At 74.7% G+C, this 13,574-nt stretch carries 12 protein-coding genes; 6 read left to right on the top strand and 6 right to left on the bottom strand.

Annotated features, from left to right (window positions below; all coding sequences use genetic code 11):
- Positions 1–24: 24 nt before the first annotated feature.
- On the bottom strand, positions 25–972 hold the full coding sequence (locus PZB77_RS12815; protein ID WP_275492727.1) for a TIGR04222 domain-containing membrane protein: 948 nt from the start codon (positions 970–972) through the stop codon (positions 25–27).
- 263 nt (positions 973–1,235) lie between these two features.
- Between PZB77_RS12815 and PZB77_RS12810 the strand changes: the two genes are divergently transcribed.
- Positions 1,236–2,060 (top strand): M23 family metallopeptidase, encoded by an 825-nt coding sequence (locus tag PZB77_RS12810; RefSeq protein ID WP_275492726.1) that lies wholly within the window; start codon positions 1,236–1,238, stop codon positions 2,058–2,060.
- Positions 2,061–2,112: 52 nt separating this feature from the next.
- On the opposite strand, the gene PZB77_RS12805 is transcribed toward PZB77_RS12810, so the two are convergent.
- Complete coding sequence (locus PZB77_RS12805) at positions 2,113–2,559, bottom strand: sel1 repeat family protein (protein ID WP_275492725.1); 447 nt, start codon at positions 2,557–2,559, stop codon at positions 2,113–2,115.
- Positions 2,560–2,829: 270 nt separating this feature from the next.
- Here PZB77_RS12805 and PZB77_RS12800 point away from each other — a divergent pair, with 270 nt between their 5' ends.
- Together PZB77_RS12800 and PZB77_RS12795 are read left to right on the top strand one after the other, a co-directional pair.
- A complete protein-coding gene (locus tag PZB77_RS12800; RefSeq protein ID WP_275492724.1) occupies positions 2,830–3,210 on the top strand; it encodes a hypothetical protein in 381 nt (126 codons plus the stop codon).
- Positions 3,211–3,388: 178 nt separating this feature from the next.
- Positions 3,389–4,234 (top strand): LLM class F420-dependent oxidoreductase, encoded by an 846-nt coding sequence (locus PZB77_RS12795; protein ID WP_275492723.1) that lies wholly within the window; start codon positions 3,389–3,391, stop codon positions 4,232–4,234.
- Between the two features lie 119 nt (positions 4,235–4,353).
- Here PZB77_RS12795 and PZB77_RS12790 read toward each other — a convergent pair whose 3' ends face one another.
- Positions 4,354–5,148 carry an HAD family hydrolase gene (locus tag PZB77_RS12790; RefSeq protein WP_275496037.1) on the bottom strand — a complete coding sequence of 265 codons (795 nt, stop codon included), beginning with the start codon at positions 5,146–5,148 and terminating at the stop codon, positions 4,354–4,356.
- Between the two features lie 139 nt (positions 5,149–5,287).
- Between PZB77_RS12790 and PZB77_RS12785 the strand changes: the two genes are divergently transcribed.
- Entirely contained in the window at positions 5,288–7,870 is a 2,583-nt protein-coding gene (locus tag PZB77_RS12785) for a bifunctional FO biosynthesis protein CofGH (protein WP_275492722.1), read from the top strand.
- A 69-nt stretch (positions 7,871–7,939) separates the two neighbouring features.
- On the opposite strand, the gene PZB77_RS12780 is transcribed toward PZB77_RS12785, so the two are convergent.
- Together PZB77_RS12780 and PZB77_RS12775 are read right to left on the bottom strand one after the other, a co-directional pair.
- Positions 7,940–9,133 (bottom strand): PLP-dependent aminotransferase family protein, encoded by a 1,194-nt coding sequence (locus tag PZB77_RS12780; RefSeq protein WP_275492721.1) that lies wholly within the window; start codon positions 9,131–9,133, stop codon positions 7,940–7,942.
- 197 nt (positions 9,134–9,330) lie between these two features.
- Entirely contained in the window at positions 9,331–9,855 is a 525-nt protein-coding gene (locus PZB77_RS12775) for a hypothetical protein (protein ID WP_275492720.1), read from the bottom strand.
- 264 nt (positions 9,856–10,119) lie between these two features.
- Between PZB77_RS12775 and PZB77_RS12770 the strand changes: the two genes are divergently transcribed.
- Positions 10,120–11,004, top strand: a complete 885-nt coding sequence (locus tag PZB77_RS12770; RefSeq protein ID WP_275492719.1) for a carbon-nitrogen hydrolase family protein — start codon at positions 10,120–10,122, stop codon at positions 11,002–11,004.
- A gap of 29 nt (positions 11,005–11,033) precedes the next feature.
- Here PZB77_RS12770 and PZB77_RS12765 read toward each other — a convergent pair whose 3' ends face one another.
- Positions 11,034–12,560 (bottom strand): MFS transporter, encoded by a 1,527-nt coding sequence (locus tag PZB77_RS12765; RefSeq protein ID WP_275492718.1) that lies wholly within the window; start codon positions 12,558–12,560, stop codon positions 11,034–11,036.
- A 102-nt stretch (positions 12,561–12,662) separates the two neighbouring features.
- Between PZB77_RS12765 and PZB77_RS12760 the strand changes: the two genes are divergently transcribed.
- The gene (locus PZB77_RS12760; RefSeq protein WP_275492717.1) at positions 12,663–13,556 is read left to right on the top strand and encodes a helix-turn-helix transcriptional regulator; all 894 of its coding nucleotides are present in this window, start codon (positions 12,663–12,665) and stop codon (positions 13,554–13,556) included.
- Positions 13,557–13,574 lie beyond the last annotated feature (18 nt).

Below are 13,574 nucleotides of genomic sequence, written 5' to 3'. Positions count from 1 at the left end.
GCGGTGGCAGCGTGGCGGCCCGGCTCAGAGACCGCCCAGCCCCGGCGACGCGTCCACGATGATCTCCGGCGGTTCCGGGCGGGTTGCGGGCGGCCGTACCGGAGGTGCGGGGGGCGGGCCGAGGACGTGGCCGCGCGGCAGGGCATCCAGCCCGTGGAGCGCGACCTCGCGTACGAGGCGGGGCACGCGGGTGGGCTCCGGGCGGCCGGGCCCGGACGGCCCGTCGCCCGCGCCCCCACCGTCCGCGGTGAACGGCTCGCCGGCCGACACGGCCGAGATCGCCCTCCGGCCCGCCGGGGTCACCTCTCCGTAGGCGGTGGGTGCGAGTTCGTACCGCTGCAGGCGAAGGTGTGCCGCCAGGAGGAGGGGTGGGTAGGCCAGCAGGGGCGGATACGCGTGGCACAGCACCGCGACGGCGATACCCGCGACGGCGAAGACGGGGGACCACCGGACCGTCCGCGCGAAGCGGTACCGGGCTCCGTAGTAGGCGCGCAGCACGGGATGGTCGGCGATCACGCCGACGGGGGCGTTCCCGTCGCGGAGCAGGCCGTCCAGGACGAGCCGTTCGCGCACCGCCCGCACGGGGGGCGCGCTGCGGGACACGGTGAGCGGCCAGTACGCTTCGTCGTCCTCCTCGGTCGGCTGCTCCCAGGCGTCGCGCACGGCGGCCTCGACGCCGTCCCGGGGCTCCCCGGAGAGCACGGCCGTGATCCGGTACGGCGCCCGCCGCTCCACCGCGGCCCGGCCCTCCGCGTGCATCCGCACCAGGACGGTCGTGCCCAGCCCCGAGTCCCCGCCGCACAGGTAGGCCAGTTCGTACAGGTCGAGCCGGTCCTCCACCGGCCTCACCGGCGCGCTCAGGCCACGTACGGCCCGGTAGGCGGCGCCCAACCGCCGTTCAGGACCGACGAGCAGCGCGAACGCCGCGAAGGTGAGCAGGACCCCCACCCCGTTTCCCAGCCAGGTGCCCACTGTTCCCCCTTCCCCGGCCGTGACCCCGGCCCCCGCCGACGTTCGTCCGGCCGAGGAGGGTATGCCCGGAGGGCGGGCGCGGAAGTCCTCGTTCCGGCACCGCACCCGGAACCGCCGCGCGCGCCAAGGCCCTGCGGAAAGGCTCGCGGGGCTTATGGGAACGCCCGACTTCCGTCATCCTGGGGGCCGTTCAAGGAACACGACACCCGACTTGACGCCCGTACCCCACGACGCCCGGCTCTCGACTCGGAGGATGAATCCGCGTGCGATCCCCCCTGCGCATCGCCCTGCTCGCTCTCGTCGCCCTGCTGGCCGGCCTGCTCACGGCCACCCCGGCCGCGGCGGCCCCGAACTTCAAGGCCCCCTACCCCTGCGGCCAGCAGTGGACCTACAGCCACCACTCGGCCGAGGTCCGTCTCGCCCTCGACTTCGTCCGGACCGACGGCGGAGCCACGGCGGGCACCCCCGTGCTCGCCTCGGCGGCCGGTACCGCCTACCGCTACGCGCAGCCCAGCGGCGCGGGCAACTACATCGCCGTCGACCACGGCGGCGGCTGGAAGACCTACTACTTCCACCTCTCCGCGTACTCCGTCGCCAACGGGGCCCAGGTCGCCCAGGGCCAGCAGATCGGGGTGACCGGCTCGACGGGCAACAGCTCCGGCGCGCACATCCACTACGAGCAGCTCTACAACGGCGTCGGCCAGAACATCGTGCTCAACGGCCAGTCCCTCGCGCCGTATCCGGGCGCCTACTACAGCAGGTACCTGACCAGCGACAACGGATGCGGTGGCGGAGGTGCGGGGAAGTACTGGGTGGACACCTTCGCCAACGCCACCGGGTACGCGGCGGCCAACACCGCCGACGCGCAGGGCGTCCTCGACGCGGGGACCAACTACGTCTACTGCAAGGTCTGGGGCGCACAGGTCGGCTCGGGCTCGGCGTACAACCACTGGTGGCTGCGGACCGACCTGGACACGGTGTACGCGGGCAAGAACGGGTACAACGCCTACGTCTCGGCGTACTACCTCTCCCGCTGGGGCAACGACGAGGCCCGCGACAACAACGGCGCGGTGATCCCGGACTGCTGAGGGGTGGCGGCGGGGGCGGACCGACGGCTCGCCCCCGCCCGGCCTTCCGTCCCTACAGCGGGTTGCTGCCGTCCAGGTTGAGCGCCGACCCGGGGCGGAAGAAACGCTTCGCGAAGAAGTGGCCGTGCTCGGCGGCCATCCGGAACCACTGCTCCGAAGCCGCGAGCCCGTCGCGGTCCTCCACCAGGCGGCCCATCTCCCACATCGACTCGGGGTCCTTGCGCTCCACCCCCAGCCGGAAGAGGCGCTCCGCCTCGTCCGGATCACCCCCGATCTTCGCGAGCAGCGCCATCGACCGCAGGGCCCGCAGGTCACCGCCCTCGGCCGCGGCGGCGAGCCTCTCCGGGGTGCCGTACTTCCGGTGCTGCCGCCAGGCGCGGAGCGCCAGCAGCAGGCCGAGCAGCCAGACCAGCCAACTGACGTCGAACACGGTGTCGTTGTCGGTCGCCATCCCGATCACGCTCAGGATCGCCGCCACGACGAAGAGCAGGAATGCCATTCGTACCCCCCCGGGTCGCGCATCGTCACCGGCTCTCTTCCCAGCGGGCGGCCCCGCTACCCCTGAGGAGGCGCCCGGATGCGCCGGAAGTCCCGGTGACCACGTCCGGGGGGACCGCCGTCCACGGGCCGGACCCCGGGCGCCACAATGGGCCAGGACCGACGGACCAGGTCCGCCGACCGCCCTCCGGGGCGCCGACCCGCTCCCCTCCGACTGACCGGGGCCCTCGTGGCCCCACCGGGCCGGGGCGGGCGCCGCAGAAGGATTCCCATGAGCGACCCCGGCCCGTTCGTCGTCGTGCCCGGCGTGCTGTGGGTCGCCGCCGCCGGAGTGTCGCTGATCACCGCGATCGTCCGGTCCTCCCGGAGCAGGCGGAGGGCGGCGAGCGCGGGCGGCCAGCCCGGCGACTGGAGACCCCTGGGGCCGGAGTACACCTGGCCCCTGTACGCGGCGAGCGCCGTGTACGCCGTCGAGGCCCTGATCGTGCGGCGGGTCGGCTGGGGCGAGGCCTCGCTGAGCATCTGGTGGCCGGCCTTCGCCGCCTCGGCGCTCGGGTACCTGATCCGCCGGCGGCTGGGCGGACGGACGGGGTGGGCCACCGCGCTGTTCGCCGCCGCGGGCTCCGTGCTCCTCGGGCCGGTGTTCGCCTGACCGGTGGGGGTGCCCCGCGCTGCCCGGGGCCCCGGTGGGTACGGAAACGGTGTGCGCCCGCCCCGTGCCCCGGCCGCCGTCGCGCCCTACCGTGGGGCCGGTCGCTCCGGCGGCCGCCGGGCGACCGGCAACCGACCGGCCCCCTACGCAGCACGGACCACGACGGAGGTTCCCCCGCATGCGGATCGCCACCACCATCTTCCTGACCGACCAGACGGTCACTCCCGTCGCGCTCGCCCGCGAGTTGGAGCAGCGCGGCTTCGCCGGGCTCTACCTGCCCGAGCACACCCACATACCGACGAGCCGGGACACCCCGTACCCGGCGGGCGGCGAACTGCCGCCCGAGTACGGCAGGACGCTGGACCCGTTCGTCGCGCTCGGGCAGGCGGCGGCGGTGACCGAGCGGCTCGCGCTGGGCACCGGGATCACGCTGGTCGCGCAGCACGACCCGATCGACCTCGCGAAGCAGGTCGCCACCCTGGACCACCTCTCCGGCGGCCGGTTCACCCTGGGCGTCGGCTTCGGCTGGAACGTGGAGGAGGCCGCCGACCACGGCGTGGAGTGGAAGACCCGGCGCGCCCGGGGCCGTGACCGGCTCGCCCTGATGCGGGCGCTGTGGGCGGACGATCCGACCTCCTACGAGGGGGAGTTCGGTTCCGTGCGTGCCAGCTTCGCCTACCCGAAGCCGGTGCGGAAGGCGCGGGGGCCCGTCACGGGCCCCCGTACGCTCATCGGCGGCGCGGCCGGCCCGAAGCTCTTCGCGGACATCGCGCGGTACGCGGACGGGTGGCTGCCGATCGGCGGGCGCGGGCTCACGGAGTCCGTGCCGAAGCTGCGGACGGCCTGGGAGGAGGCGGGGCGCGACCCGGCGCACCTCCAGGTGGTGCCGTACGCGGTGGTGCCCACACCGGGCAAGCTGGCGCACTTCGCGGAACTGGGCATCGAGGAGGTCGTGGCGCAGCTGCCGTCGGCCGGTGCGCCCGCGGTGCTGCGGGCACTGGACGCGTACGCCGCGCTCCTCTGACGCGGAGGGCCGGAGGGCGGCGCCCGGCCGGCCCGGCCCGGCCGCCGGCGCGGCCCGCGCGGCGCCCGGCCGGCCGGGTCGCGGGGCGCGGGCGGGTCGCGGGAGCCGGGGCGCCCGCGCTACCGCACCGACCGCAGCGCCCGCAGTGCCGGAACCCCGAGCCGGCCGGCCCGCCGCTCCGGCTCCGGTACGGCCTCCTCGCCGTCCGCCACCGCGGCCGGACCGCCGTCACCGTCCTCCTCGTCCCGCGCCCGGTCCGGCTGGCGCTCCCGCACCAGACCCGGCAGCGCGACCAGTTCGGTGAGCGCGTCCACCCGCCAGTCGGCCGATCCGACCACGTCCGGGTGATCCGCCCACCAGTGCCCGAAGGGGCCCCGGCGCAGGTGCGCGGTCCGCAGACCGGCGGCCCGCGCGGGGAAGAGGTCCTCGGCCGGGTGGTCGCCGACGTACACCGTGGTGCGCGGATCGGCGCCCGACGCCTCCAGGACCCGCGCGAAGAACCCGGGGTCCGGCTTGGCCAGTCCGCCGCACTCCGCGGGGGTGACGACGTGGTCGACCGGCAGGTCCAGGGCCGCCAGCTGCTCGGCGGCCCGCGCCGGCCGGTCCCCCGCCACGACCACCCGGAGCCCGAGCGAGCGGAGCCCGGCGAGCGCCGGGCGGACGTCCGGGTAGAGGTCCCGCTCACCGAGGTGCTCGCCGCGCCCCGCCGCCTCCCGGGCCCGCTCCGCCTCCGCCACGTCCATGCCGGGGCGCAGCAGCGCGAGCGCGTCCGCGGCGCTGCCGCCGCCGACGACGGCCGCGCCGACCAGGGCGCTCACCGTGTGCGCGGGCACCCCCAGCCAGTCGGCCCAGGACGCCCAGTGGCGGTCGTCGCGAACGAGGGTCTCACCGATGTCGAACACGATCGTTTCCATCACCGTCCCGACCCTACGGGGCGGACCCCGCCGCACCGCCGACATCCGGTCCGGGCGCGCGGCGCCGACCCCGGTGAGGTGCACGGACGTGAGGAGAACCACCCGCCGGGGGCCACCGGGCCGCTCGTATGCTCGGTCCATGACCGATGCTCAGAGCGGACGCCCCACGACCAACGCCATGCGGCGCGCCCTCAGACGGGCGCGTGACGGTGTGGCCCTCGACGCGGCCGAGGCAGCCGTGCTCCTCCAGGCGCGCGGTGACGATCTGACGGATCTCGCCGCGTCGGCCGCCCGGGTGCGGGACGCGGGCCTGGCGGCGGCGGGCCGGCCGGGGGTCATCACGTACTCCCGCAAGGTGTTCATTCCGCTCACCCGCCTCTGCCGCGACATCTGCCACTACTGCACCTTCGTCACCGTCCCCGGCAAGCTCCGCCGCGAGGGCCACGGGATGTTCCTCTCGCCCGACGAGGTCCTCGCCATCGCCCGCGAGGGCGCGGCGCTCGGCTGCAAGGAAGCGCTCTTCACCCTCGGCGACCGTCCCGAGGACCGCTGGCCCGAGGCGCGGGAGTGGCTGGAGGCCGAGGGGTACGACGACACCCTCGCCTACGTACGCGCCATGGCGATCCGCGTCCTGGAGGAGACGGGCCTGCTGCCGCACCTCAACCCCGGGGTGCTCGGCTGGACCGACCTCCAGCGGCTCAAGCCGGTCGCCCCGTCGATGGGGATGATGCTGGAGACCACGGCGACCCGCCTCTGGTCCGAGAAGGGCGGCCCGCACCACGGCTCCCCGGACAAGGAACCGGCCGTCCGCCTGCGGGTCCTGGAGGACGCGGGGCGCTCCAACGTCCCCTTCACCACCGGCATCCTCATCGGCATCGGCGAGAACTACGAGGAGCGCGCCGACTCCCTCTTCGAGATCCGCCGCACCGCCCGCGCCTACCACGGCATCCAGGAAGTCATCATCCAGAACTTCCGCGCCAAGCCGGACACCGCGATGCGCGCGATGCCCGACGCGGAACTGGAGGAGCTGGCCGCGACGATCGCGGTGGCCCGGCACATCCTCGGGCCGTCCGCCCGCATCCAGGCCCCGCCGAACCTGGTGGACTCCGAGTACGCGCTGATCGTCGGCGCGGGCATCGACGACTGGGGCGGGGTCTCGCCCCTCACCCCGGACCACGTGAACCCCGAGCGCCCCTGGCCGCACATCGACGAACTCGCCGCCCGCACCGCCGAGTCCGGCTTCTCCCTGCGCGAACGCCTCACCATCTACCCGGAGTTCATCCAGCGCGGCGAACCCTGGCTCGACCCGCGGCTCCTCCCGCACGTACAGGCCCTCGCCGACCCCGGGACCGGCATGGCGAAGGAGGGCGCGATCCCGGTCGGCCTGCCCTGGCAGGAACCGGACGAGGAGTTCGGCGCGAGCGGCCGCACCGACCTGCACCGCACCATCGACACCGAGGGCCGCACCGGCGACCGCCGCGAGGACTTCGACGAGGTGTACGGGGACTGGGAGGCGCTCCGCGAGGCCGCCGCCCCCGGCATGGTCCCCTCCCGCATCGACGCGGACGTGCGCCAGGCGCTGGGCCGGGCCGCCGACGACCCGACGAAGCTCACCGACGCCCAGGCACTGGCCCTGCTCCACGCGGAGGGCCCGGCGCTCGACGAGCTCTGCCGGATCGCGGACACCCTGCGCCGCGACACGGTCGGCGACGAGGTCACCTACGTCGTCACCCGGAACATCAACTTCACCAACGTCTGCTACACCGGCTGCCGTTTCTGCGCCTTCGCGCAGCGCCGGACCGACGCCGACGCGTACACCCTCTCGCTCGACCAGGTCGCCGACCGGGCCGCCCAGGCGTGGGACGTGGGCGCGGTGGAGGTCTGCATGCAGGGCGGCATCCACCCGGACCTGCCCGGCACCGCGTACTTCGACATCGCGCGGGCCGTGAAGGAACGCGTCCCCGGCATGCACGTGCACGCCTTCTCGCCGATGGAGGTCGTCAACGGCGCCACCCGCACCGGGCTTTCGATCCGCGACTGGCTGACGACCGCCAAGGAGGCAGGACTCGACTCGATCCCCGGCACGGCGGCGGAGATCCTGGACGACGAGGTCCGCTGGGTCCTCACCAAGGGCAAACTCCCCACCGCCACCTGGCTGGAGGTCGTGAGGACCGCCCACGAGGTGGGCCTGCGCTCCTCGTCCACCATGATGTACGGACACGTGGACCAGCCCCGCCACTGGCTCGGCCACCTGCGCACCCTGGCCCGGCTCCAGCAGGAGACGGGCGGGTTCACCGAGTTCGTGACGCTGCCCTTCATCCACACCAACGCCCCGGTCTACCTCGCCGGCATCGCCCGCCCCGGTCCGACCGACCGCGACAACCGGGCCGTCACCGCGATGGCCCGGCTGCTGCTCCACCCGCACATCACCAACATCCAGACCAGCTGGGTGAAGCTCGGCACCGAGGGCGCGGCGGAGATGCTCCGTTCGGGCGCCAACGACCTCGGCGGCACCCTGATGGAGGAGACCATCTCCCGCATGGCGGGGTCGGGTTACGGCTCGTACCGGTCCGTCCAGGACCTGGTGGCCATCGCCGAACTGGCCGGCCGGCCGGCGAAGCCGCGTACCACCCTGTACGGAGAGGTCCCCGCCGAGCGCGTCGCGGCGGCGACCGCCTCGGACGGCCACCTGCCGGAGCTGTTGCCGGTGCTGCCGGCCTGATCCGGCGCTCCGGTCCCCGTACCCCTCCGCGTTCCTGGGCGGGGTACGGGGGCGGTGGGTCCGCGTCCGTCAGTCGCGCCCCAGCGCCTTGCCCAGCCGCAGCAGCCCTTCGCGGATCTCCTGGGGGGTGTGGGTGGTGAAGGACATCCGCAGGGCGGCCGGATCGGGCGTACCCGCGAAGAAGGGCGCCCCCGGCACGTACGCCACGTCGTGCGCGACCGCCTTCGGCAGCAGCGCGGTCGCGTCGTGGCCGTCCGGCAGCCGGACCCAGACGAACATCCCGCCCTCGGGACGGTTCCAGGTGCTGCCGGGCGGAAGCGCGGCCGGCAGGCCGTCGAGCAGGGCGTCCCGCCGCTCGCGGTAGGCGACGCGCACCCGGCCCACGTGGGCGTCGAGGTCGGCGACGGCCAGATAGCGGGCCGCCGCCGCCTGGTCGACGGCGGAACAGTGCAGGTCGGCGGCTTGCTTGACGATGGCGCAGGCGCGGAGCAGCGCGGCGGGGGCCCGGAGGTGGCCGAGCCGCATGCCGGGTGCCATCACCTTGGAGAAGCTGCCCAGCAGGACCGTGCGGTCGGCGGTGGCGTCCAGCGAGGAGAACCACGGCACGTGCTCGCCCTCGTAGCGCAGCTCGCCGTACGGATCGTCCTCCACGATCCACAGACCGAGCCGCTCGGCCACCTCGGCGACGGCCCGCCTGCGCGCGAGCGGGAGGGTGCGTCCGGTCGGGTTCTGGAACGTGGGGATGGTGTAGAGAAGTTTGGGCCGCTCCCGCTCCACCAGCTCCGCGAGGGCGGCCGGGTCGATGCCGTCCTCGTCGCACGGCACCGGCACCACCCGCGCCCCCGCGAAGCCGAAGCACTGCAACGCGGCGAGGTAGGTGGGGTCCTCGACGAGCACCGTGTCCCCGGGCTCCAGCAGCGCCGTCGCCAGGAGTGTCAGCGCCTGCTGCGACCCGGTGGAGACCAGCAGATCGTCCGCCCCGGTGGCCAGCCCGCGCGCGCAGTACCGGGCGGCGACGGCCGCCCGCAGCCCCGGATCGCCCTCGGTCACCGAGTACTGGAGCACCCGCCCCGCGTCCTCGGCCAGCACGTGGTCGTACGCGGCCCGGATCTCCCCGGCGTCGAACAGCTCCGGTGCCGGGAGCCCGCCCGCGAACGAGATCACCTCCGGCCGCGCGGTCAGCGCGAGGATCTCGCGCACGGGCGAGGCACCGACCGAGGCGGCACGGGCAGCGAGGGCGGGGGTGGCGGCTCGGGTCTTCATGGGCGCAGCTTACGAACAACCGCCGTGATCCAGAAAGGCCTTGTGCGACGGTTCCCGGGAAGGGGGCACGTGGACCCGCTCCGCCGAAGGAGGTGGGGAGCACGCCGGCCGGCCGGACCGTTCACCGGCTGCCGCCGCACGGTCGGTGCTCGTCCGTCCCCCTGCCCACGCACCGCCCCCGCCCCCGCGGCCCCGGTTCACTCGCAGCCCCCGGCTTCGAACTCCGCCGAGGAGACGGTGGACGTGAGCGCTTCGCCGCCGTCCGTCACGGATTCGCGGAGGACCTGCCCCGGAGCCAGCCGGTCCCGGTCGGCCACGGTGAAGGAGACAGGAGCCGACGACCACGAGTTGTCATCGGTCCAGCCGTACAAGGTGTAGGTGGTCCCGGCGACGAGCGGTCCGAGGGGTGTGGTCGTGGTCCAGCCAGGGGAAGGGGAGTCGAGTGACCAGGTGGTGAGACCGGCCTCGAAGGGCTCCGCGGCGGTCCACGAGCCGATCGTCCTGCTCCCTTCGGCACCGTCGGTCCGCGGGGAGAGGGTCGCGCCGTCGATGTGATGGCCGCAGACCCTGATGACGCCGAGCAGATGACCGTCCCCGGTCACGGAGATACCGGTGACGGCATCGATCGGCACGGTGCACCCCGAGCTCGCTGCCAGCGCCGCGGTGACCGCCGCGGCGCCGACCCCACGCCGGAGCACGGCCCAGAACACGGCCTTGCGCATGAACATCCCCCGTCCCAGGACCGCACGAGCCGCCCTCTGTACGCAGGACGTTAGGGAAGACCCCCGACGGGGCGCGGCGTCTCCACCCGTCCGTTGCGCCGTCGTTGTGATCTTGTGGCCGGGGGATCTCCGGATCGGCGGCCGCCCGGCCTGGTGGGCCCCCAGTCCACTGCCCAAGCCCGCTGCTTGAACCCGCTCCCCAGGCACGCTCCTCAGGCCCGCTCTCCGTGAGTGACCGGGGCCCGCGCGGTAATCTGCACTCCCGTGACCGCACGCATCGCCCCCGCCGCCCCGCCCCGTTCGTACCCCGTCCCGTCGGGCCGGCTCCGGGTGGCCGCCGCGCAGGCGCGGGCCGTCGCCGGTGACGTCGTGGCCAACACCGCCACCGCCGCCGCCCTGGTCCGCGAGGCCGCGGGGGCCGGGGCACGGGTGGTGGTCCTCCCGGAGAAGTTCCTCAGCGGGTACGAGCCCGGCCTCGTACGCGCCGAACCGCTGCGGTGCGCCGTGCAGCCGGGCGACCCGCGCCTCGCCCCCCTCACCGACGCCTGCCGGGAGACCGGCACGGTCGCCGTCGTCGGCGCCGCGTTCCACGAGGCGGGGGAGGTGTACGTCTCCGCCCTCGTCGTCGGCGCGGACGGCGAGCTGGTCACCCGCTACGACAAGCAGCACCTCTTCTCGAGCGAGCGTGAGGTGTACCGGCCGGGCACCGCCGGGTGCACCCTGGAGGTCGACGGCTGGCGGCTCGGTATCGGCATCTGCTACGACTCCGGCTTCCCCGAGCACGCCCGCGCGGCGGCTCTGGACGGCTGTCACGCGTACCTCGTCGGGGCCCTCTTCAGCGTCGGGAACGGCCACCACGAGTCCCGTACGTGGTTCCCCGCCCGCGCACTCGACAACACCGTCTACACGGTCCTCGCCAACCACATCGGTACCACCGGTGGCTGGAACACCTGCGGGGGCAGCGCCGTGTGGGGGCCGGACGGACGCCTGCTGACCGAAGCCGGCCCGGACCGCCCCGAGGTGGTCACCGCCGACCTCGACCCGGCCGCCCTGACCGCCGCCCGCACGGCGGAGACGATGCTGAGCGACCTGGGCCGGGTCGTCGCGGGGGAGCGGGCGCGGTTCGTGCTGGGGGCCGGGCGGTCCTGAGGGCCGTGTCCGGGACGGCCCGGCACCGCTCAGGCCGTCACGGGCGCACCGGCGCGGGCGATGCGGGAGGCCAGGAAGGCGAAGGCGAGGGCCAGCGCGGCCTGGACGGCCACCGCGACGGCGAAACCGTGCGGCAGCCCGGCGCCGGGACCGTCCGCCGACGCGGTCGAGACGGCGTGGAAGAGGCCGCCCAGGAGCGCCACACCCAGGCCGAGGCCCAACTGCTGCAAGGTGGTGAAGAGTCCACCGGCCACACCCGCCGCCCAGGTCGGGGTGCGGGACAGGACCGTGCGGAGGACCGGCCCGTACATCAGGGCCTGGCTGACACCGAGCAGGATCAGGAGCGGCTGCAGGGCCGACGGGGTGTCCCCGTGGGCGCCGCTCACGGCGAGGGCGAGGACCAGGAGGACGGCTGCCTGGCCGACGGCCGCGCCCGTCATCGTCCAGCGGCCGGTGCGGCGTTCGATCGCCGGCAGGGCGACGGCGGTGACGACGAACGCCGCGCCGAAGCCGAGAAGCAACACCACCGCACCCCAGGCGTCCACGCCGAACGCCCCCTGGGAGAGCGCCGAGAACTCGTACAGGAAAGCCCCGTATCCGGTGAAGAAGAGCAGCGTCATGATCAGGCCCTGCCGCACGGCCGGGGCGCGCAGCACGCTCGGCGGCACCACGGGCAGCTCGTCACGGCGTTCCGCGGCGCGTTGCGAGCGGGCGAAGACGGCGAGCACCGCACCGCCCGCGGCCAGCATCGCGAGGACCGGGGCCGGCCCGCCCGCGGAGGTGCCGAGCGTCAGGGGCACCACGACGAGGAGCAGCCCCGTGCCGAGGAGCGCGGCCCCGCGCAGATCGAGGGAGAGCGGCGCCGCCGAACGCGACTCGGGCACGGTGCGCAGGGCGAGGAGGGCGACCGCCCCGATCGCCCCGGTGACCATCTGGACGAGCCGCCACCCCCAGTGGTCGCCGGCGCTCTGCGACACGGCGCCCGCCAGGAGTTGACCGGTCACGGTCGCGATCCCGCCGACGGCGGCGAACAGGGTGACCCCCAGCACCCGCAGTCTCTCGGGAGCCGTGGACTGGATGGTGGAGAGCACCTGCGGGGTGAACAGCCCAGCGGCGACGCCCAGGACGGCGCGCAGCGCGACGAGCGCGACCAGGTCCGGCGCGAGTGCCGCGAGCACGGAGGCCACACCGAACGCGCCGACCCCGGCCGCGAGCAGCCGGCGCCGCCCGAACCGGTCGCCCAGACGCCCCGCGACGACGAGGGTCGCGGCGAACGCCGTGGTGTACGCGGAGAGGACGAGCTGCCCGCCCGACACCGTCACGCCCAGGTCCGCGGTGATCGCGGGTTCGAGCAGGTTGACCGACCCGAACGTCATGTTTACGGGCAGGTAGGCGAGGAGCAGGACGGCGAGGCCCGCGCCGGTGAGGGCGCGCGCCGGGTGCGGCGCCGCGGGGGACGCGGTACGGACGGCACGCGCGGTGGGGGAGACGGGGGAGAGGGGAACGGTCGGGACGGGCTCTGCGGGCTTTACGGGCTCTACGGTCGGCGCGGTCATGAACACGACTCTGCGCGCCGCCTCATCCTGGTACCAGGAGCCTGGTCATCCGGGTACCGCCACCACCTGGATCCGGCGGCCCGGAGCCCCGAGACTGGGGTGGTGACCTCTTCGACGCCCGACCGCAGCGCCCTCGGCGCCTTCCTGCGCGCCCGCCGGGCCCGCGTCACCCCCGGCGAGGTGGGCCTGCCCGCCGGCGGCCGGCGCCGCACCCCCGGTCTGCGGCGCGAGGAGGTCGCGCAGCTCGCCGGGGTCGGGGTCACCTGGTACACGTGGCTCGAACAGGGGCGGGCCAGGAACGCGTCGGACCAGGTACTGGACGCCGTGGCGCGGGTACTGCGCCTGGACGGGGCCGAGCACCGGCACCTCATGATGCTGGCGGGCCGCGGCACGGCCACCGAGCCGGGGCCGCCGATGGACCTGCGCCCCGAGCACACCGCCGTGCTGGCCAAGCTGCTGCCGTACCCGGCCGCCGTGCAGACCGACTGCTACGACCTGGTCGCCGCCAACCGCGCCTACCGTTACCTCTTCGCCGACCTGGACGCGTACCCGGTCGAGGAACGCAACTGCGCGTGGCTGATGTTCACCGAGCCGAGCTGGCGCGACAGCCTCCTCGACGAGGAGTCCGTCCTCCGCGACATCGCCGCGAGGCTCCGCGCCCGCCAGCCGGAACACCGTGACGACCCGCGCTGGAACGCGCTGATCACCCGGTTGCGCCAGGAGTCGCCGGACTTCGTCCGGCTCTGGGAGTCGTACGAAGTCAAGGGCGAGCGATCCCAGTTGCGGCGCTATGTGTCGCCGCGCGTCGGCGCCCTCGACGTCCAGTTCCAGAGCCTGTGGCTGGACCGGGCGCGGGGCGAGCGGATCATCGTCATGACGCCCACCGACGCCGCCACCACCCAGCGCCTGGAGCGCCTCGAATCGCTGGTCGGCGCGGCCCCGGCGTGGACCGCCTTCGGCGACAGCGCCGCCGGCGGTTCGGCCGCCGGGGCCTGAGAACCCGGGCCGAAGATC

Source organism: Streptomyces sp. AM 2-1-1 (assembly GCF_029167645.1).
Lineage (GTDB): Bacteria > Actinomycetota > Actinomycetes > Streptomycetales > Streptomycetaceae > Streptomyces.
Note: the sequence above shows the minus strand (reverse complement) of the source record. Positions and strands in the feature narration are given on the sequence as shown.

What these genes read in the sequence shown, in the direction of transcription:
- PZB77_RS12805 (WP_275492725.1), bottom strand. Translation starts at nt 2,559, where the DNA reads ATGGCATTCCTGCTCTTCGTCGTGGCGGCGATCCTGAGCGTGATCGGG.
- PZB77_RS12800 (WP_275492724.1), top strand. Translation starts at nt 2,830, where the DNA reads ATGAGCGACCCCGGCCCGTTCGTCGTCGTGCCCGGCGTGCTGTGGGTC.
- PZB77_RS12795 (WP_275492723.1), top strand. Translation starts at nt 3,389, where the DNA reads ATGCGGATCGCCACCACCATCTTCCTGACCGACCAGACGGTCACTCCC.
- PZB77_RS12790 (WP_275496037.1), bottom strand. Translation starts at nt 5,148, where the DNA reads ATGGAAACGATCGTGTTCGACATCGGTGAGACCCTCGTTCGCGACGAC.
- PZB77_RS12785 (WP_275492722.1), top strand. Translation starts at nt 5,288, where the DNA reads ATGACCGATGCTCAGAGCGGACGCCCCACGACCAACGCCATGCGGCGC.
- PZB77_RS12780 (WP_275492721.1), bottom strand. Translation starts at nt 9,133, where the DNA reads ATGAAGACCCGAGCCGCCACCCCCGCCCTCGCTGCCCGTGCCGCCTCG.
- PZB77_RS12775 (WP_275492720.1), bottom strand. Translation starts at nt 9,855, where the DNA reads ATGCGCAAGGCCGTGTTCTGGGCCGTGCTCCGGCGTGGGGTCGGCGCC.
- PZB77_RS12765 (WP_275492718.1), bottom strand. Translation starts at nt 12,560, where the DNA reads ATGACCGCGCCGACCGTAGAGCCCGTAAAGCCCGCAGAGCCCGTCCCG.